An 18,395-nucleotide genomic window follows, 5' to 3' on the forward strand; every position below is an offset into this window, starting at 1 on the left:
GTATTACAATTATGAAATTATTACGTTTGTTTCAGTAAAACATAGTAAAAAAACTTCGTAATTTTACAGCATGAAAATTCTCCACCTCGATAGTAATCACGATTTATTAATCAACCAATTAAATGATTTAGGCTACACAAATCACGAAGATTACAAATCTACAAAAGAAGCCATTGAAGCCAAAATTCATGAGTATGATGGTATTGTTTTAAGAAGCCGATTTACCATAGATAAACAATTTCTTGATGCAGCTAAAAACCTAAAATTTATAGGTCGTGTTGGCGCAGGATTAGAAAATATTGATTGCGATTATGCCCTACAAAAAGGTGTACATTTAATTTCTGCACCAGAAGGTAATAGAAATGCCGTTGGCGAGCATACTTTAGGTATGTTGCTATCACTTTTTAATAAATTAAACAAAGCAGATGCAGAGGTAAGACAAGGCAAATGGTTACGAGAAGATAACAGAGGTCTAGAGCTTGACGGAAAAACAGTTGGTCTTATAGGCTATGGCAATATGGGTAAAGCCTTTGCAAAAAAACTAAGAGGTTTTGATGTTGAGGTACTATGCTACGATATAAAAAATAATGTTGGCGATGCTAATGCTAAGCAAGTATCGCTTACAGAGTTGCAAGAAAAAGCAGATATTTTAAGTTTGCACACACCCCAAACTCCACTTACTTTAAATATGATTAATGCAACATTTATTAATCAATTTAAAAAGCCTTTTTGGTTTTTTAATACAGCAAGAGGTAAAAGCGTTGTAACAAAAGACTTAGTTCAGGCATTAAAATCTGGTAAAATTCTTGGGGCTGGATTAGATGTTTTAGAATACGAGAAAACCTCTTTCGAAAACTTATTTTCTACAAACATGCCCGATGCTTTCCAGTATTTAATAAACGCAGAAAACGTATTATTATCTCCACATGTGGCAGGTTGGACTATTGAAAGTAAAGAAAAATTAGCACAAACTATAGTAGATAAAATTAAAGCAAAATTTTGTTAATTTTATAAGATGAAGAAAACTGTTATTGTTTTTTCACTACTAATATTAGCACTATTACTTCTATTTCAATTAAGTAAATACACAATAATTAGGGGTAACATGCAAATAGAATACATTATGGTTTTAATAGCCATTGTGTTTTTCGGTATTGGAATATTTATTAACAATAAAAATAAAAATACCAATCCTAATAAAATAGATCTTCAAAAAATTAAAGACTTAGGTTTAAGTAAACGAGAATATGAAGTTTTAAAAGAAGTAGCTTCAGGATTATCTAATCAAGAAATAGCAGATAAATTATTTGTTTCAGAAAGCACTATAAAAACACATGTTTCTAATCTTCTTGTTAAGTTAAATGCTAAACGACGTACTCAAGCCATTCAAATTTCAAAAGACCTTAATATTATTTAATTTCTTAGCTTTACAACTAAAGTATTAGCAATTTAGTACTTTAGTATGAGCCTTAATTCTTCCTATCACACTATTTTTGACTTACTAATCAATAAATAATTATAATGAAAAATACTATAATTAAGTTTGGTCTTTATGCATTAATAAGTGGCTTTATACTTTTTGGTTTGCCCTTTTTTCTAGGAATGGGTATCGATTTTGATTATGGAGAACTAATTGGTTATACAGCCATGGTACTCTCTTTATTATTTGTTTATTTCGGTATCAAACACTACCGTGATAAAGTAAATAATGGTAAAGTATCACTAAAAAAAGCCCTTGCTATTGGTATGTTAATAGCATTTTTTTCTGCTATAGGGGTTGCTGTTTTCGATTATATTTATACTTCTTTTATAAACCCAGACTTTGCAAGTGAATATTTGGAATATTCTGTGAATAAAATGGCAGAAACATTATCTGCTGAAGAGTTAAAAGTTAAAACAGCAGAATTAACCCAACAAATGACAGATTATGGTAGCCCAATTTTTATGGCTTTTATGATGTTTGCATCGGTCATTATTTTGGGATTTATAATTTCTTTAATTTCTGCCTTAATTTTACATCGAAAATAATATAGCATGCAATACAAAGCGAATACACCAGATGAATATTTAAACCAAGTGCCAGAAGAACGTCAAGCGGTATTAAAAAAGCTTCGTTTAGTCATAAATGAAAATTTACCTGAAGGTTTTCAAGAAGGGATTCAATATGGTATGATAGGTTATTTTGTACCTCATACTTTATATCCAGATGGTTATCATTGTAAACCAAAAGAACCTTTACCTTTTATGAGTTTTGCATCTCAAAAAAATTCAATAAACCTTTATCATAGTGGTATTTATGCAGTCCCAAAAATTTATGATTGGTTTGTTAGTGAATTTCCAAAACATAGTAAGCGAAAATTAGATATGGGTAAAAGCTGCATTCGTTTTAAAAAAATGGAAGACATCCCTTTTGATTTAATTGCACAACTCTGTAAAAAACTAACAGTTAATGAATGGATAGACATTTATGAAACCAATATAAAAAAGAAATAAAATAACCAATAAATAACTTGAACCATGAAATTAGGAGCCTTTTCAACAAGTTTAAATGTTAAAGACATTAAAGCTTCAAAAAAATTTTACGAAACCCTTGGTTTTAAGGTGTTTGCGGGAGATGTAAACAACAATTATCTTATCATGAAAAATGATAATGCGCTAATTGGTTTATTTCAAGGTATGTTTAAACAAAACATATTAACCTTTAACCCTGGCTGGAATGAAAGTGCTAATAAAGTTGAAAATTTTGATGATATAAGACTTATACAACAGCACTTAAAGAATAATAAAATAAAACTAGAGAAAGAAGTTGAAGAGAATACCTCTGGCCCAGCAAGCTTGGTATTGTATGATCCTGATGGTAATACAATACTTATAGACCAGCATGTATAAAATAATAACATAAAAGATGAAAAATAGAGTAACAGGCATTGGTGGGTTATTTTTTAAAACTAAAAACCCAAAAGCATCAAAAGAATGGTATAAAAAACATTTGGGTTTCAATACAGATGATTATGGTTGTACGTTTTGGTGGAAAGATAAAGACGGAAATGACTGCTCAACACAATGGAGTCCTTTTCCAGAAGACACAAAATATTATGAACCCTCAAAAAAAGATTTTATGTTTAATTACCGTGTAGAAAATTTACACGAGTTATTAAAAGTTTTAAAAGATGAAGGTGTTACAATTGTTGGAGATGTAGAAGAATACGAATACGGAAAATTTGGTTGGATTTTAGATAATGATGGTAATAAAATTGAACTTTGGGAACCTGTAGATAAAGCATTTTTGTAAATTCGTTTTTTACAAAAAAATACCTATTGACTTATTTAGAAATTTTACAATCATATAATTTAACTGCATTACAATGGCTATTCATTGGTATTGCAGTTTTTTTATTGGGTTTGTCTAAATCTGGAATTAAAGGTATAGGTATTATTATTGTTGTAATTCTTGCCTTTGTTTTTGGTGAAAAAGCATCAACAGGTATTTTACTTCCAATGTTAATTTGTGCAGATGTATTTGCTGTTATTTACTATAATAGGCATGCACAATGGCATATCATTAAAAAGTTAATCCCATGGATGATTGTAGGTGTTTTAGTAGGTGTGTGGATTGGTAATGATATTTCAGAACTTGTGTTTAAAAGACTTATGGCAATTATTATTATTGTTTCTGTTGGTATTATGTTTTATACTGAAAACAGAAAATCCAATACAGTTCCAACAAATAAAGCATTTGGTATAACAACAGGATTTTTAGCGGGCTTTACAACAATGATAGGGAATCTTGCTGGCCCCATTTCAAACATCTATTTCTTAGCAATGCGCTTTCCAAAAAATGAATTTATTGGTACAGCAGCATGGTTATTTTTCATTATTAATGTTTTTAAATTACCATTTCACATTTTTGTGTGGAAAACAGTTACTATAAACACATTGGTTTTAAATTCGGTATTAGTTCCTGCAGTTATTTTTGGCTTTTTTTTAGGTGCATATATTGTTAAATTAATTTCAAATGTAAATTACAGGCGTTTTATTTTAATTGTTACAGCAATTGGTGGTATTATTATGATGTTTAAATAAATTAACTAACATGTTATGTAACATTATTTTAAGTTAAATGACATATTGTTATAAAGCAATAAATTTTTTATTAATTTTACAGTATAACCAGAAAATAGAATATAAAATGTCTGATGAAAAAAAATTAAGTGATGATCTAAATGATATGTTAGGTGACGCTAAAGATGGTGCTAAAAAAGCAGCTGATAAAGTAACTGATAAAGCAGGAGAATTGGCAGATGATGCTAAAGAACTTGCTGATGAAGCTAAAGAAAAAGCAAAAGAATTTGCTAATGATGCAAAAGAAACAGCTTCGGAATTTGCAGATGATGCAAAAGAGGTATTAAGTAATGGTAAGAATATTGCTATTATAGCGCATATTACTTTAATTGGATGGATTATTGCTTTAGTGATGAACAATAGTAATAAATCAGAATTAGGATCATTTTATATCAGACAAATGTTAGGCCTATTAATTTTAAGTTTAGTATTTATGTTTATTCCCGTAATAGGATGGATTTTAAATATACTAATCTTTGTTTTATGGATTATGAGTCTTGTTGGTGCATTAAGTGGTGAAAAGAAACCTACCCCTGTTTTAGGAGCGCATTTCCAAAATTGGTTTAGCTCATTATAAACAAATAAAAAAGTCAAAAAAAAACATTTTGACTTTTTTATTTAAAATTAACATCGTAATATTGCAATATATAAATAACAATATGGGCGTTACAAAAACACAAATATTTACAGAAAAGCAAAATGATTTAGCTCAGTTTTTTAAAGTGCTTGGTCATCCAGCGCGTGTAGCTATCCTACAGTATATTAGTAATCAAAACTCTTGTATTTGCAACGATTTGGTTGAAGAAATTGGTCTGGCTCAAGCAACTATATCTCAACATTTAAAAGAACTAAAAAGTATTGGTTTACTTAAAGGTGAAGTTGAAGGTAAAAGTATGTGTTATTGTATTAATATAGAACGCTGGACAGCTATTCAAAATCAGTTAAATGTATTTTTTAATAAAACAAAATCCAATTGCTGTTAATGGATATTTATAAATTAAAATAAGCGTAAAAGTTAAAAATAAAAAAACATGAAAACACAAGAATTTTTTAACGTTTTAGAACAAAACAAAGACAAAGCATTATTGTTTGAATATAAACCAAACCAATTGGTCGGAGCTAATTATCATATAACTGAAGTTAAACACATTGTAGTAGATTCAGTTGATTGTGGTTCGCAAACCGATTCTTGGAACGAAACCATTATTCAGCTTTGGGAAAGCCCTCTTGAAAAGGGAAAAACCGAATATATGAGTGCTTACAAAGCGTCAGCTATATTGAAAAAAGTTGGGACAATAAAACCTTATGATTTAACATCAGAAGTTAAGTTTGAGTATAGTAATGACAGTTTTCATACAGCTCAACTATTTGTTAATGATTTTGAAATACAAGGGCAGAATTTAGTTATTAAATTAGCCATTGAAAAAACAGATTGTAAAGCGAAAAAACTTTGTGGTGTACCTGAAAAAGTGGTTAATATTTTAGAAACCGTTTCAGGTGATGAGCCTTGTTGCTCACCAGATGGAAATTGTTGTTAATTAAAAAATTAAGTTACGTATAACTTATTGTTATATAGATTACACATTAAAAAATAGATATGAATCATACCACTTTATTTGAACCTATTTCTAATACAATAAAATCATTAGAATTAAAGCAAATTTCTGAAGATAGAAAAGCCACTTTAAAGCCATTAATAGATTATTTGAACGATAAAATTAAAGCAAAAAAACCAATACGTTTAAATTTTATTTGCACACATAATTCGCGTCGTAGTCATTTGTCTCAAGTTTGGGCGCAAACCATGGCAGCATATTATAACATTCAGAATGTGAATTGCTATTCGGGAGGAACAGAAGCAACGGCCATGTTTCCAAAAGTTGGCGAAACGTTAAATAAGCAAGGCTTTAAAATCATAAAACTTTCCGAAGAAGAAAACCCCGTTTATAGTATTAAATTTTCAAAAAACGAACCTAGTATTATTGCATTTTCAAAACAGTTTAGTGATGAATTTAATCCAGCTTCGGAGTTTGCAGCAATAATGACTTGCTCTTCGGCCGATTCAGGTTGTCCTTTTGTTTTGGGAAGTGATAAAAGAATACCAATTACTTACGAAGATCCTAAAGTTTCAGATGGAACACCACAGCAAACAGAAACGTATTTAAATAGAAGCTTGCAAATAGCAACCGAAATGAAGTTTGTATTTTCTAGTTTGGAGTAAAAAAAAATTAAATAACTTCATAGTATTGGGGGATTGGGTGAGATTATTTTAAAACGCATAATCAAATGGAAGTAATTCCCCAATACGTTGACTTCCCATTACTCCTGTAAAACGAATTTTAGTAACGTTGTTAAAGTTTCCATAAACATCAATTAAAATGTTAGGTGTTAAAAACTCAATAGTTGATTGTTCTATTTTATTGTAAATTATATCAACAGGCTGATTTAATGATACTTTTTTAATTTTTGAGTTATTTTTGTAATCCATTATGAAAAAATTCCATGGATTAACTTTTAAATTCTTCAGAAATATTTCATATTTTTTGTCCTCTAATTCTTCAGAGTATAAAGCACGCATAAATTCTAATCGAGAGCCTGAATAAGCTTTTTCTCTGTTTTTAAGAGTCTTTTTTTCAATATCAGATTTTAGATTTTTAAAAAAACTATTGCCAACAAATCTTACTGACTTTGTATCATAAATATCTTTGTCAAAATAAATTTCAAAAAAAGTTAAATCATATTCCACCAAATATTGTAATGCTAAATTTTGAATACGAATAGGTCCTTTTGCATATGCTGTTAACTTTTTAGCTTTTTTATAGTAACGAATAATTATATCATCTTCATTTAAAATTTTACAAGAATTTCCAAAACGAGAAAACCCTAAAAATTCTTTTCTAAATAACCTGAGTTTTTGTTTTCTTGTTAAACCATCATTAGCATTAATAACGACCTCTTTTAATGTTTGTTTTGCTTCTTTAAGTAAAATGGTGACGTTATTTACGTTTCTGTAATCTTCAATTATTTGTTTTTCATATCCTAGATAAGATATTATTAATGGCGATTGTAAGGCATTTGAGTATTGAATAGAAAATTGGCCATTAGCATTAGTTATAACGCCTATTGATGTATTGTCAAAATATACGGTTGCTGTTTCTAGAGGTTTATTAGTTAATGCGTCTAGAACGACCCCATTAAAGGTCTGTGATATGCCTTTAAAGCCTAAAAATAAAAATGCTAAAACAACTAATGATTTTGGTGTCATTGTTTTCCAAAAAGCTTGCTTTCCAATTCAGCTTGAAACTCTTCCATTACTGGTTTTACAGTACTTTCGGGTAAGTCGGCAATGCGAATATACATTAAGCCATCAACCGAGTTATTAAACAGAGGGTCTACATTAAATGCTACCAAGCGGGCATTTTGCTTTATATATTTTTTAAGTAGAACAGGTAAACGCAATGCACCTGGTTCAATTTCATCTATAAATTTATCAAACTTGTTTAAATCGGCTTCGGCCTCATCAAAAACAAAGTCTTTATCGGCATCTTTTAACTTTACTTTAAATTCTTTTTTTGGATGCACATATTGAGCAATATAAGGGTCGTAGTAATGCGATTTCATAAACTCAACCATTAATGATTTTGAGAAGTTTGAAAACTGATTACTAATACTTACACCTCCAATTAAATATTTATGTTCTGGGTATCTTAAAGTTGTATGTACAATACCTTTCCAAAGTAAAAATAAAGGCATAGGCTTTTGTTGATATTCTTTTATGATGAAAGCCCGTCCCATTTCTATAGATTGACTCATCATTTTGTATAATTCGGGTTCAAACCTAAATAAATCTTGTAAATAAAAACCATCTATACCATAACGCTCAAAAATTTTGGAGCCTAACCCCATTCTGTATGCGCCTGCTAGTACTTTATTTGCGTTATCCCATAAAAACATATGGTGGTAGTAATTATCAAAATCATCTAAATCAATAGCCTCATTAGTGCCTTCTCCAACTTCTCTAAAGGTAATTTCTCTTAAACGGCCAATTTCTCGAAGAATATTAGGTATGTTAGTTGCTTGAGCTAAAAACACTTCATAATTTTTACTTTCAAGAAGTCTTGAGTCATTTTTTCTTAAAGCATCAACTTCATCAACCATTAAACCATTATCAACAGGAGTAACAATATTTTTAGGAGGTTTAGGTGTTTTTAAGGTTGATGATATATTATCTAAAATTTTTGATTTTTCTTCAAAAGCATTTGCTAACATATAGGTTTTACGACGTAAAAAATCTGTAAAATCATCAAGCGCTCCATGTTCTTTTTGATCGTTTACAGAAATAGGTTTCCCAATTCTTACTTTTATTGTTCGTCGCTTTTGTGTTAATAACTCAGAAGGTAATTTGGCTGTTCTAAAAGTGTCACTAATTTTAGAAAGCTTATAAAATAATTTACTGTTTTTAGCATGAAAATAAATTGGCACTACAGGAACTTCAGCCTTTTTAACTAATTTCATAGCAGCTTCTTCCCATGGCCTATCTACTACCAGTTTTCCATCTCGATATGTAGAAACTTCTCCAGCTGGAAAAATACCTAACGGATGGCCATCTCTTACATGTAAAATTGCATTTTTAAAACCTGCGATGCTTGACTTTACATCTTTCCTGTCTTCAAAAGGATTAACAGGCATTATGTATGGTTTTAATGGTTCAATCCTATGAAGCAAAAAGTTTGCTATAATTTTAAAATCTTTGCGTTGTTCAAGCATTAATTTTAAAAGTAAAATACCATCTATTCCTCCAAGGGGGTGGTTTGATATGGTAATATAAGCGCCATCTTTTGGTAAACGTTTTAAATCTTCTTCAGGAATTTCAAATTTAATTTGAAAATCATCTAAAATAGCATCTAAAAATGCTAAATCATTTAAGTGCTTATTGCGTTTATATATTTTATTTAAAGTCGATATTTTAAGAACTTTCATTAAAAGCCAACCTATAAAAGTGCCAATAAAGCCATATTTATCTAATTGAATAGCTTTAGCAACTTCTTTTGCATTAACTAACCCTATGTCTTCTTGTTTACTCATGTGTGTAAATGTAGTAAATAAAACTATTTAGTTACTATTTGAATGGTTTCTTGTGTTAGTTGTTTTAATAGTATGGTTTTACCACTTTCTATTTTACTAATTGCTGCTTTATTATAATGTCTAATGGTATATAATGATACATTTTTATTACAAGTTACTTTAAATTTTGCTTTTAAGTTTTGCAAAAGTATATCAAGATTATTATAAATATTATCGACACAAACCGAAAAGCTAATTGCTGAATTTTGAATTACAGCTACTTTCATTTTGTATTGATGTAAAAGATTAAAAATTTCGCTAATATTTTCTTCTACTATATATGAAAAATCTAATGAAGACAATGAAATTAATACTTGATTCTTCTTAACAATAAAACAAGGAACCATAGGCTCTAAAGTTACATTTTTACCTATTTGTGTTCCTGGTGCTTCTGGGTTTAAAAAGGATTTAACATACAAAGGTATTTCTTTACCCTGTAAGGGCTGTAAAGTTTTAGGATGTATTACTGATGCACCATAAAAAGCTAATTCTATGGCTTCATGGTAAGAAATTTTATTTAAAAGTTGTGTGTTTTCAAAATAACGTGGGTCGGCATTTAAAATTCCTGGCACGTCTTTCCAAATAGTAACGTTATTCGAGTTTAAACAATAGGCATAAATTGCAGCAGTATAATCGCTGCCTTCTCTACCAAGTGTTGTTGTAAAATTATTTTCATCACTTCCTAAGAAACCTTGGGTAATATTTAAAATGGTAGTATTAAAATTTGATGAAATTAAACGTTGTGTTTCTTTCCAATTAACATTAGCACTTCTATAATAATTGTCCGTTTTAATTTGAGTTCTAACATCTATCCAGTTATTTTTCAACCCAATAGAATTTAAATATTCACTAATTATAGTTGTTGATACAAGTTCTCCATAACCTATTGTTTGGTCATAAACAAAATTATAATCTGGAGATTTATTTGTTTTTAAAAAATTACTTAACTCCTCAAATAAATTAGTTGCTTTTTTAAAAGCTATGTGATTTACATCATCAAATAAGTCTAGTAAAATTTCATTGTGATATTTTATTACGTCTTGTAGTGAACTTTGAAGTTCTGTATTATTTTCAAAATAATTTTTTATTACTAGCTCTAGTGCATTTGTGGTTTTACCCATAGCAGATACTACAATAAGAGTGTTTTTGTAACCAGCTTTTTTTAATACAGTTACTAAATTTTTTACTCCGTTTGCGTCTTTTACTGAAGCTCCACCAAACTTAAATATTTGCATTATAAATTTGCTACATAATTATTAATACCTGTTTCGTCTAGCCAAACAACATCCCAATCACGTAATACTTTTGCACCTTTCTTTTCATAAAAAGTTATAGCTTTTTCATTCCAATCTATAACTTCCCAATTAATACGCTTAACACCTAAATCATGGCCATACTTAACAACTTCATCTAATAGTGCAGTACCTAAACCTGTGCCTCGCATAGCTTTGCTTACAATTAAATCTTCAAGGTGAATAATTTTTCCTTTCCACGACGAATAGCGATTGTATATTAATGCGATACCTTCAATTTTCGATTTAACTTCTGCTACGAAACAATGAAATGCTGGATGTTCACTAAATCCATCTTTTTGTAAATCTTCAACAGTAACCTCAACAGCTTCTGGTTCTTTTTCAAAAATAGCCAGTTCATTAATTAAATGAAGAACTTGTGGCATATCCTTTTTTTCAGCGTTTCTAATAGTAAATTCCATAATTATCAATTAATATGTCAAATATAGTTCAAAGTTGATTATTTAAAAGCATTTTAATACACCGAAAACGATGTAGTTTGTTAAAATTTATAGATATTTGTAGGAAACAAAATCAATATCTATGGCTCAAAAACTGCAAACCTTAGGAGAATTTATTATAGAAAATCAATCATCATTTCAATATTCTTCGGGTGAATTATCAAGTCTAATAAATTCTATTCGTTTAGCTGCGAAAGTTGTAAATCATGAAGTAAATAAAGCTGGTTTAGTTGATATAATTGGTGCGGCAGGTGACACTAACATACAAGGCGAAGATCAACAAAAACTAGATGTTTATGCTAACGATAAATTTATTCAAACCCTTACAAATAGAAATATAGTTTGTGGTATTGCTAGTGAAGAGGAAGATGATTTTATTTGTATAAATAGCCAAGATGAAAACCATCAAAATAAATATATAGTTTTAATTGATCCATTAGATGGTTCTTCAAATATAGATGTAAATGTTTCTGTTGGTACTATTTTTTCTATTTATAGACGAATTACACCAGTTGGTACTCCAGTTCAGCTTGAAGATTTCTTGCAAAAAGGTAGTGAGCAAGTTGCAGCAGGTTATGTTGTTTATGGCACTTCAACTATGTTAGTTTACACTACAGGTGATGGTGTTAACGGATTTACATTAAATCCAGCTATTGGCTCATTCTATTTGTCACACCCAAGAATGGAATTTCCAGTAGATGGTAATATCTATTCTGTTAATGAAGGAAATTATTTTGATTTCCCACAAGGGATTAAAAATTATATTAAATATTGCCAAAAGGAAGAAGATGATAGACCTTATACTTCAAGATATATTGGGTCTTTAGTTTCAGATTTTCATAGGAATATGATTAAAGGTGGTATTTATATGTACCCTCAAGGGTCTAAAAATCCTAAAGGTAAATTACGTTTATTATATGAATGTAATCCAATGGCGTATTTAGCAGAACAAGCTAATGGTATTGCTAGTGATGGATTTAAAAGAATTATGGATATTCAACCTACAGAATTACATCAACGTGTACCATTTATTTGCGGTAGTAAAAATATGGTTGAAAAAGCTGAAGAGTTTATGCGGAATGCATAATTTAAAATTATATAAAAAAAAATGCGAACTTTTCAGTTCGCATTTTTTATACACTAATTTATTAATATTACATAGCAACTAAATCACCAGTAACATCTTTAGAAGGTAAATTTGATTTACCCATTAAATACAAATCAACTTGTCTTGCAGCTTCTCTACCTTCAGAAATAGCCCAAACAATTAAAGATTGACCACGGCGCATATCTCCAGCAACAAAAATATTTGACACATTAGTTTGATACTTACCATATTCAGCTTTGTAGTTAGAGCGTGCATCTGTTTTAATTCCTAATTTATCAGCTAGTGTGCTTTCAGGACCTGTAAAACCTAATGCTAGCAACGCTAAATCGCAAGGCCAAGTTTTTTCGGTACCTTCAATCTCTATTAATTGTGGTCGCTGACCAGGAACCATTTTCCATTCTACATTAACCGTTTTTAGTGCAGTTAACTTTCCGTCTTTATCTTTTACAAATTCTTTTGTGTTGATTAACCAGTTACGTTCAACACCTTCTTGATGAGAAGATGATGTCTTTAACTTTAATGGCCAAAAAGGCCAAGGCGTAGTTGGAGAACGATGACCAGGTGGTTTAGGCATAATTTCAAAATTAACTACCGATTTTGCTCCATGACGGTTTGATGTTCCAATACAATCTGAACCAGTATCACCACCACCAATCACAATAACATTTTTATCAGTAGCCATAACTTGGTTCTCTACCTTTTTACCAAATAACACTTTTGTTTGTTGTGTTAAGAAATCCATAGCTTGTACAACACCATCAGCATCTATGCCTGGTGTTGGTAAGCTTCTTCTTTCAGTCGCACCACCACAAAGTACTATTGAGTCAAAAGATTTTAATGCTTCAACATCATAGTTAACACCAACATTTACATTGGTTTTAAATACAATGCCTTCGGCTTCAAGTATTTTAATACGACGGTCTATAATTTCTTTTTCCATTTTGAAATTTGGAATCCCATAACGTAATAAACCTCCAACCTCATCATCACGTTCAAAAACTGTAACCGTATGTCCGGCTCTATTTAATTGTTGTGCAGCAGCTAAACCTGCAGGCCCAGAACCAACAATGGCTATAGTTTTGCCTGTTCTTGTTTTAGGTGGCTGAGGTTTAATCCAACCTTCTTTAAAGGCACGTTCAACAATATTTTTTTCAATATTTTCTATTGAAACAGGGTCTTCAATGATTCCTAATACACATGCTTGTTCACACGGTGCAGGACATAATCGACCTGTAAACTCAGGAAAGTTATTTGTTGAATGTAGTATCCATGAGGCTTTTTGCCACTCACCTTGATGTACCATATGATTAAAATCAGGAATTAGATTTCCTAATGGACAACCACTATGGCAAAACGGTATACCGCAATCCATGCAACGCGACCCTTGTTTTGTTATTTCTTCCTCAGAAAGAGGTTGAGTAAATTCTTTATAATGCTTTATACGATCTTCTACAGGTTTGTAGCTCTCATCTTGTCTTTCAAATTCTTTAAATCCAGTTACTTTTCCCATGACACTATGCTATTGTTAATTCTTCTACCATTTGTTCTTCTGTCTCTAAGCGTTTTAATGCACGTTTGTATTCGATTGGCATCACTTTTACAAAATTACCAAGACTTGAATCCCAGTCTGCTAACAGTTTCTTACCAAGATTACTATCAGTGTAAAGTGTATGTTTTTCAATATTTTGTTTTAAATCATTTGCATCCTCACTTGTAATATCTTCAAACTCTATGGTTTCAGTATTACAAAGTCCGTTTACAAATTTATTTTCAGGGTCGTAAACATAAGCAATACCGCCACTCATACCTGCGGCAAAGTTTCTGCCCGTTTTACCGAGTACAACTACTTTTCCACCTGTCATGTATTCACAGCAATGATCTCCAACACCTTCAACTACTGTTGTAGCTCCAGAGTTTCTAACAGCAAAACGTTCACCTGCAATTCCATTTATATAAGCTTCACCGGCAACAGCACCAAACAAGCAAACATTACCAATTATAATATTGTTTTCTGCTATAAAATCTGCTTTAACTGGTTTTTTAACAATTAATTTAGCGCCAGATAAACCTTTACCTAAATAATCGTTAGTATTTCCTTCTAAAGTAAATGTTAGTCCATGTGCTCCAAAAGCTCCAAAACTTTGCCCTGCAGAACCTGTAAAATTAATATTTAGGGTGTCTTCTGGTAAACCAAGGTGTCCGTAAATTTTTGATATCTCATTACTTACTATGGCACCAACTGTACGGTCTACATTTTTTATTGGATAAGCAAGAGTCATTTTTTCTTTACGGTATAAAGCTCTATGTGAATCTTTTAATATTGTAAAGTCTAAAACGTTTTCTAAATTATGGTCTTGTGCTTCTGTATTTCTAACTGTAAGTTGTCTATAAGCAGTAGGTCTATGTAATATACTAGATAAGTCTAATCCTTTAGCTTTATAATGTTTAATTGCTTTATTGGCATTTATTTTGTGCGTTTGCCCAACCATTTCAGATAAAGTTCTAAAACCTAACTGAGCCATAATACCTCTTAATTCTTCAGCAATATAATAGAAGAAGTTAATAACGTGTTCTGGAGTTCCTTTAAAGTTTTTACGTAATTCTTTATCTTGAGTTGCTATACCTACTGGACAGGTGTTTAAATGACATTTACGCATCATAATACATCCAGAAGCTACTAACGGTGCTGTTGCAAATCCAAATTCTTCTGCACCTAACAAAGCAGCAATAGCAACATCACGACCTGTTTTTAATTGGCCATCGCATTCTACTACAATCCTACTTCTTAAGTTATTTAATACTAAGGTTTGTTGCGCTTCTGATAAACCAAGTTCCCAAGGTAGTCCAGCATGTTTAAGTGACGTTAAAGGGGAAGCACCTGTTCCACCATCATATCCAGATATTAATACCACATCTGCTTTAGCTTTAGCAACACCTGCTGCAATAGTACCAACACCAACTTCCGATACTAATTTTACATTAATTCTAGCTTCACGATTTGCATTCTTTAAATCGAAAATTAATTGTGCTAAATCTTCAATTGAATAAATGTCGTGATGTGGTGGTGGAGAAATTAATCCAACAAAAGGTGTTGAGTTTCTAGCTGAAGCAATCCATGGTAAAACCTTTTCGCCAGGTAATTGTCCGCCTTCACCAGGTTTTGCACCTTGAGCCATTTTAATTTGAATCTCTTTCGCATTTGTTAAGTAATGCGAAGTCACTCCAAAACGACCAGAAGCTACTTGTTTAATAGCAGAGTTACGACTATCTCCATTTATATCTTTTTGAAAACGTTTTCTGTCTTCTCCACCTTCACCAGAATTAGATTTACCTCCAATCCTGTTCATTGCTATGGCTAAATTCTCATGAGCTTCGCGAGAGATAGAACCGTAAGACATGGCTCCAGTTTTAAACTTTTTTACAATCTCTGTCCATGGTTCAACTTCTTCTAAAGGAATAGGGTCTAAGTTATCAAACTCAAATAAACCACGTATAGTCATTAAGTTTTCAGATTGTTCGTTTATTGCTTTTGCATAAACATCATAACTTGCTTGGTCACTTAATCTTACAGCTTGTTGTAATTTTGATACTGTAGTAGGGTTAAATAAGTGTCGTTCTCCATTACGTCTCCATCTGTAATCACCACCAATATTTAATCCTAGGTTTTTATCAATTGAATTATCTGGATAGGCTTGTTTATAGCGTTGATCAATTTCTTTTTCAATCTCATATAATCCAATACCTTCAATTCTTGAGGCTGTATATGGGAAGTATTTTTCAACAAATTGAGAATTGAAACCTACAATTTCGAAAATTTGAGAACCTCTATACGAGTGTAGCGTAGAGATTCCAATTTTGTTCATCACTTTTAAAATACCTTTTCCTATAGCTTTGTTAAAATTATCAACTGCTTTTTGCTCGTCCATACCAGTAATGAAGCCGTCTTTAACTTGCATTCTAATAATTTCATTAACCATGTATGGGTTAATGGCACTAGCACCATAACCAAATAAGGTTGCAAAATGATGTGGTTCACGAGGTTCTGCAGATTCAATTATAATATCAAAATAAGAACGTTTACGCAATCTGTTTAATTGATGATTTACGTACGAACATGCTAATAATGCAGGTATCGGTGCAAAATCTTTATTTACACCTCTATCTGAAAGAATTATAATATTTGTTTTTCTTTCTAAAGCTTTTTCAATTTGAATGATTATGTCGTCAAGTGCATTTTCTAAACCATTCATCCCTTGAATTTTTGGATAAAGCATTTGAATAGTTTCAGTTTTGAAACCTTCAATATCTATGGTTCTAATTTTTTCTAAATCTGCATTTGAGATAACGGGATTCTGAATTCTTAGTTTTCTACATTGTCTTTCTGTAATACTAAAAATATTTCTGTCTTTACCTAGATTTAAACTAATGTCTGTAACAATTTCTTCGCGAATACCATCTAACGGTGGGTTTGTAACTTGTGCGAATAATTGTTTAAAATAATTTGATATTAATTGTGGTCTATCAGATAAAACAGCTAATGGTGTGTCAATTCCCATAGATCCTAAAGCTTCTTTCCCAACAATAGCCATTGGGGTAATTACTTCTTGTATATCTTCAAACGTATAATTAAATAAACGTTGTCGGGTTTTAATATCAATAGTTTCTATTGGACAAGTTTCACTAGTATAAGGTACATTTTTTAAGTGTAAACGTGTTTTGTCTAACCATTCTTTATATGGTCTTTCTGAAACTATTTTACTTTTTATTTCTTCATCTTCAATAATGCGTCCTTCATTCATATCTACCAAGAACATTTTTCCTGGTTCTAGTCTACCGTGTTCTTTTACATCTTCTGGTGCAACTTCTACCACACCAATTTCTGATGACATGATTAGTTTTCCGCTTTTGGTAATTGTATATCTAGAAGGTCTTAATCCATTTCTATCAAGTAATGCACCAACATAATCACCATCAGTAAAAGGTACAGATGCTGGTCCATCCCAAGGCTCCATGATACAAGCATTGTACTCGTAAAAAGCTTTACGCTCATCAGACATGGTAGCATGTTTTTCCCAGGCTTCAGGAATCATCATCATCATAATTTCTGGTAATGATCGTCCTGTATGAGTTAATAACTCGACCACCATATCCATAGAAGCAGAATCTGATTTACCAGGTAAAATTATTGGAAATAACTTATCTATTTGTGGTCCAAAAACATCACTTTTCATGATCTCTTCACGTACACGCATTCTACTTACATTACCACGAAGGGTGTTAATTTCTCCATTTTGACACATGTGACGAAATGGTTGAGCCAATTCCCATGTAGGCATTGTGTTTGTAGAGAAGCGCTGGTGTACTAAGGCCAAACGTGTAACTAAATCTATTTGTTGTAAATCTGTATAATATGGCCCAATATCTTCAGGCATAATAATACCTTTATATATTAAAGTTGTTGTTGATAAACTAGGCACGTAAAAATAACCACTTTCAGAAATTTTAGAGTTTCTAATAGCGTGTTCTGTTATTTTTCTAGCAGCGTATAATTTAGCTTTAAAAGTAGCCTCATCAATAGTTTCAGTTTTACCAATAAATAGTTGTTCTATATTAGGCTCCGAAGCTAATGCAATTGGTCCTAGTTGTGTAGAATCTACAGGTACTTTACGCCATCCTAAAATGGTAAGTCCTTGCGCTTCAACTTCCTTTTCAAAGGTTGTTTTACAAAAAACATATTGATTGTCTACCTTAGGTAAAAATACCATACCAACGGCATATGCTCTTTGCTCAGGAATTTCGAAATCACAAACGCGTTTAAAATAGTCGTGTGGGATATCGATAAGCAATCCAGCACCATCACCAGTTTTTCCATCTGCACTTACACCACCACGGTGCTCTAATTTTACAAGAATTTCTAATGCATCATGAATAATTTGATTTGTTCTCTCTCCTTTAAGATTACAAATAAAACCAGCACCACAGTTCTCGTGTTCAAATTCTGGTAAATAAAGTCCTTGTTTCTTAATCATAGTCAACATTAAATTAATTATAAACTTGAGTTGAAAAGCTAAGATACGCTCTAAGATTTGAATTACAATAGTTGCTTTTCATTATTTCGATTTTAGAAGTCAACTGGATATAAAAATAATTATATATCAAAATTAAACGGGTTTTTTAATAAATAATCAAACTTAAAATTTTGTTAATAATATGAGTATATCTGAATTTTTGATAATGAATGGTTTGTTAAGTGGAAATAATAGCATGAAAAATTATAAAATATTGCTA

General features: G+C 31.0%; 18 protein-coding genes. 12 read left to right on the top strand and 6 right to left on the bottom strand.

The window, feature by feature from the left end:
• Positions 1-70: 70 nt before the first annotated feature.
• From Q0842_RS01050 to Q0842_RS01100, 11 genes are all read left to right on the top strand, one after another.
• Entirely contained in the window at positions 71-1,006 is a 936-nt protein-coding gene (locus tag Q0842_RS01050; protein WP_298493122.1) for a 2-hydroxyacid dehydrogenase, read from the top strand.
• Positions 1,007-1,015: 9 nt separating this feature from the next.
• Complete coding sequence (locus Q0842_RS01055; protein WP_298493125.1) at positions 1,016-1,417, top strand: response regulator transcription factor; 402 nt, start codon at positions 1,016-1,018, stop codon at positions 1,415-1,417.
• 104 nt (positions 1,418-1,521) lie between these two features.
• Positions 1,522-2,028, top strand: a complete 507-nt coding sequence (locus Q0842_RS01060) for a DUF4199 domain-containing protein (RefSeq protein WP_298493128.1) — start codon at positions 1,522-1,524, stop codon at positions 2,026-2,028.
• 6 nt (positions 2,029-2,034) lie between these two features.
• On the top strand, positions 2,035-2,493 hold the full coding sequence (locus tag Q0842_RS01065; RefSeq protein WP_298493132.1) for a DUF1801 domain-containing protein: 459 nt from the start codon (positions 2,035-2,037) through the stop codon (positions 2,491-2,493).
• A gap of 24 nt (positions 2,494-2,517) precedes the next feature.
• A complete protein-coding gene (locus Q0842_RS01070; protein ID WP_298493135.1) occupies positions 2,518-2,889 on the top strand; it encodes a VOC family protein in 372 nt (123 codons plus the stop codon).
• A gap of 16 nt (positions 2,890-2,905) precedes the next feature.
• The gene (locus tag Q0842_RS01075; RefSeq protein ID WP_298493138.1) at positions 2,906-3,292 is read left to right on the top strand and encodes a VOC family protein; all 387 of its coding nucleotides are present in this window, start codon (positions 2,906-2,908) and stop codon (positions 3,290-3,292) included.
• A gap of 26 nt (positions 3,293-3,318) precedes the next feature.
• On the top strand, positions 3,319-4,083 hold the full coding sequence (locus Q0842_RS01080; protein ID WP_298493141.1) for a sulfite exporter TauE/SafE family protein: 765 nt from the start codon (positions 3,319-3,321) through the stop codon (positions 4,081-4,083).
• Between the two features lie 106 nt (positions 4,084-4,189).
• On the top strand, positions 4,190-4,699 hold the full coding sequence (locus Q0842_RS01085) for a YtxH domain-containing protein (RefSeq protein WP_298493144.1): 510 nt from the start codon (positions 4,190-4,192) through the stop codon (positions 4,697-4,699).
• An 82-nt stretch (positions 4,700-4,781) separates the two neighbouring features.
• On the top strand, positions 4,782-5,105 hold the full coding sequence (locus Q0842_RS01090; RefSeq protein ID WP_298493147.1) for a metalloregulator ArsR/SmtB family transcription factor: 324 nt from the start codon (positions 4,782-4,784) through the stop codon (positions 5,103-5,105).
• A gap of 48 nt (positions 5,106-5,153) precedes the next feature.
• Complete coding sequence (locus Q0842_RS01095; protein WP_298493150.1) at positions 5,154-5,660, top strand: DUF6428 family protein; 507 nt, start codon at positions 5,154-5,156, stop codon at positions 5,658-5,660.
• Between the two features lie 59 nt (positions 5,661-5,719).
• Complete coding sequence (locus Q0842_RS01100; protein ID WP_298493204.1) at positions 5,720-6,343, top strand: protein-tyrosine-phosphatase; 624 nt, start codon at positions 5,720-5,722, stop codon at positions 6,341-6,343.
• Between the two features lie 48 nt (positions 6,344-6,391).
• Here Q0842_RS01100 and Q0842_RS01105 read toward each other — a convergent pair whose 3' ends face one another.
• The 4 genes from Q0842_RS01105 to Q0842_RS01120 are packed head-to-tail and all read right to left on the bottom strand — an operon-like array spanning position 6,392 to position 10,960.
• Positions 6,392-7,387 carry a carboxypeptidase-like regulatory domain-containing protein gene (locus Q0842_RS01105; protein WP_298493208.1) on the bottom strand — a complete coding sequence of 332 codons (996 nt, stop codon included), beginning with the start codon at positions 7,385-7,387 and terminating at the stop codon, positions 6,392-6,394.
• Positions 7,384-9,207, bottom strand: coding sequence for a lysophospholipid acyltransferase family protein (locus tag Q0842_RS01110; RefSeq protein WP_298493212.1), 1,824 nt, complete (start codon positions 9,205-9,207; stop codon positions 7,384-7,386). The genes Q0842_RS01105 and Q0842_RS01110 overlap by 4 nt, the downstream gene beginning before the upstream one ends.
• Positions 9,208-9,230: 23 nt before the next feature.
• A complete protein-coding gene (locus Q0842_RS01115; RefSeq protein WP_298493215.1) occupies positions 9,231-10,481 on the bottom strand; it encodes an aspartate kinase in 1,251 nt (416 codons plus the stop codon).
• On the bottom strand, positions 10,481-10,960 hold the full coding sequence (locus Q0842_RS01120) for a GNAT family N-acetyltransferase (RefSeq protein WP_298493218.1): 480 nt from the start codon (positions 10,958-10,960) through the stop codon (positions 10,481-10,483). The genes Q0842_RS01115 and Q0842_RS01120 overlap by 1 nt, the downstream gene beginning before the upstream one ends.
• Before the next feature lie 121 nt (positions 10,961-11,081).
• Between Q0842_RS01120 and fbp the strand changes: the two genes are divergently transcribed.
• Positions 11,082-12,086 carry a class 1 fructose-bisphosphatase gene (fbp, locus tag Q0842_RS01125; protein WP_298493220.1) on the top strand — a complete coding sequence of 335 codons (1,005 nt, stop codon included), beginning with the start codon at positions 11,082-11,084 and terminating at the stop codon, positions 12,084-12,086.
• 67 nt (positions 12,087-12,153) lie between these two features.
• Here fbp and Q0842_RS01130 read toward each other — a convergent pair whose 3' ends face one another.
• Complete coding sequence (locus Q0842_RS01130; RefSeq protein ID WP_298493223.1) at positions 12,154-13,617, bottom strand: glutamate synthase subunit beta; 1,464 nt, start codon at positions 13,615-13,617, stop codon at positions 12,154-12,156.
• Between the two features lie 4 nt (positions 13,618-13,621).
• Positions 13,622-18,136 carry a glutamate synthase large subunit gene (gene gltB / locus Q0842_RS01135; RefSeq protein WP_298493226.1) on the bottom strand — a complete coding sequence of 1,505 codons (4,515 nt, stop codon included), beginning with the start codon at positions 18,134-18,136 and terminating at the stop codon, positions 13,622-13,624.
• Positions 18,137-18,395 lie beyond the last annotated feature (259 nt).

The organism is uncultured Algibacter sp. (assembly GCF_947495675.1).
Lineage (GTDB): Bacteria > Bacteroidota > Bacteroidia > Flavobacteriales > Flavobacteriaceae > Algibacter_B.

Bases quoted from the DNA above. Each gene is read 5' to 3' on its own strand.
- gltB (WP_298493226.1), bottom strand. From the start codon at position 18,136: ATGATTAAGAAACAAGGACTTTATTTACCAGAATTTGAACACGAGAAC.
- Q0842_RS01065 (WP_298493132.1), top strand. From the start codon at position 2,035: ATGCAATACAAAGCGAATACACCAGATGAATATTTAAACCAAGTGCCA.
- Q0842_RS01105 (WP_298493208.1), bottom strand. From the start codon at position 7,387: ATGACACCAAAATCATTAGTTGTTTTAGCATTTTTATTTTTAGGCTTT.
- Q0842_RS01110 (WP_298493212.1), bottom strand. From the start codon at position 9,207: ATGAGTAAACAAGAAGACATAGGGTTAGTTAATGCAAAAGAAGTTGCT.
- Q0842_RS01120 (WP_298493218.1), bottom strand. From the start codon at position 10,960: ATGGAATTTACTATTAGAAACGCTGAAAAAAAGGATATGCCACAAGTT.
- Q0842_RS01060 (WP_298493128.1), top strand. From the start codon at position 1,522: ATGAAAAATACTATAATTAAGTTTGGTCTTTATGCATTAATAAGTGGC.
- Q0842_RS01090 (WP_298493147.1), top strand. From the start codon at position 4,782: ATGGGCGTTACAAAAACACAAATATTTACAGAAAAGCAAAATGATTTA.
- Q0842_RS01100 (WP_298493204.1), top strand. From the start codon at position 5,720: ATGAATCATACCACTTTATTTGAACCTATTTCTAATACAATAAAATCA.
- Q0842_RS01115 (WP_298493215.1), bottom strand. From the start codon at position 10,481: ATGCAAATATTTAAGTTTGGTGGAGCTTCAGTAAAAGACGCAAACGGA.
- Q0842_RS01050 (WP_298493122.1), top strand. From the start codon at position 71: ATGAAAATTCTCCACCTCGATAGTAATCACGATTTATTAATCAACCAA.
- fbp (WP_298493220.1), top strand. From the start codon at position 11,082: ATGGCTCAAAAACTGCAAACCTTAGGAGAATTTATTATAGAAAATCAA.
- Q0842_RS01130 (WP_298493223.1), bottom strand. From the start codon at position 13,617: ATGGGAAAAGTAACTGGATTTAAAGAATTTGAAAGACAAGATGAGAGC.
- Q0842_RS01085 (WP_298493144.1), top strand. From the start codon at position 4,190: ATGTCTGATGAAAAAAAATTAAGTGATGATCTAAATGATATGTTAGGT.
- Q0842_RS01095 (WP_298493150.1), top strand. From the start codon at position 5,154: ATGAAAACACAAGAATTTTTTAACGTTTTAGAACAAAACAAAGACAAA.
- Q0842_RS01070 (WP_298493135.1), top strand. From the start codon at position 2,518: ATGAAATTAGGAGCCTTTTCAACAAGTTTAAATGTTAAAGACATTAAA.
- Q0842_RS01055 (WP_298493125.1), top strand. From the start codon at position 1,016: ATGAAGAAAACTGTTATTGTTTTTTCACTACTAATATTAGCACTATTA.
- Q0842_RS01075 (WP_298493138.1), top strand. From the start codon at position 2,906: ATGAAAAATAGAGTAACAGGCATTGGTGGGTTATTTTTTAAAACTAAA.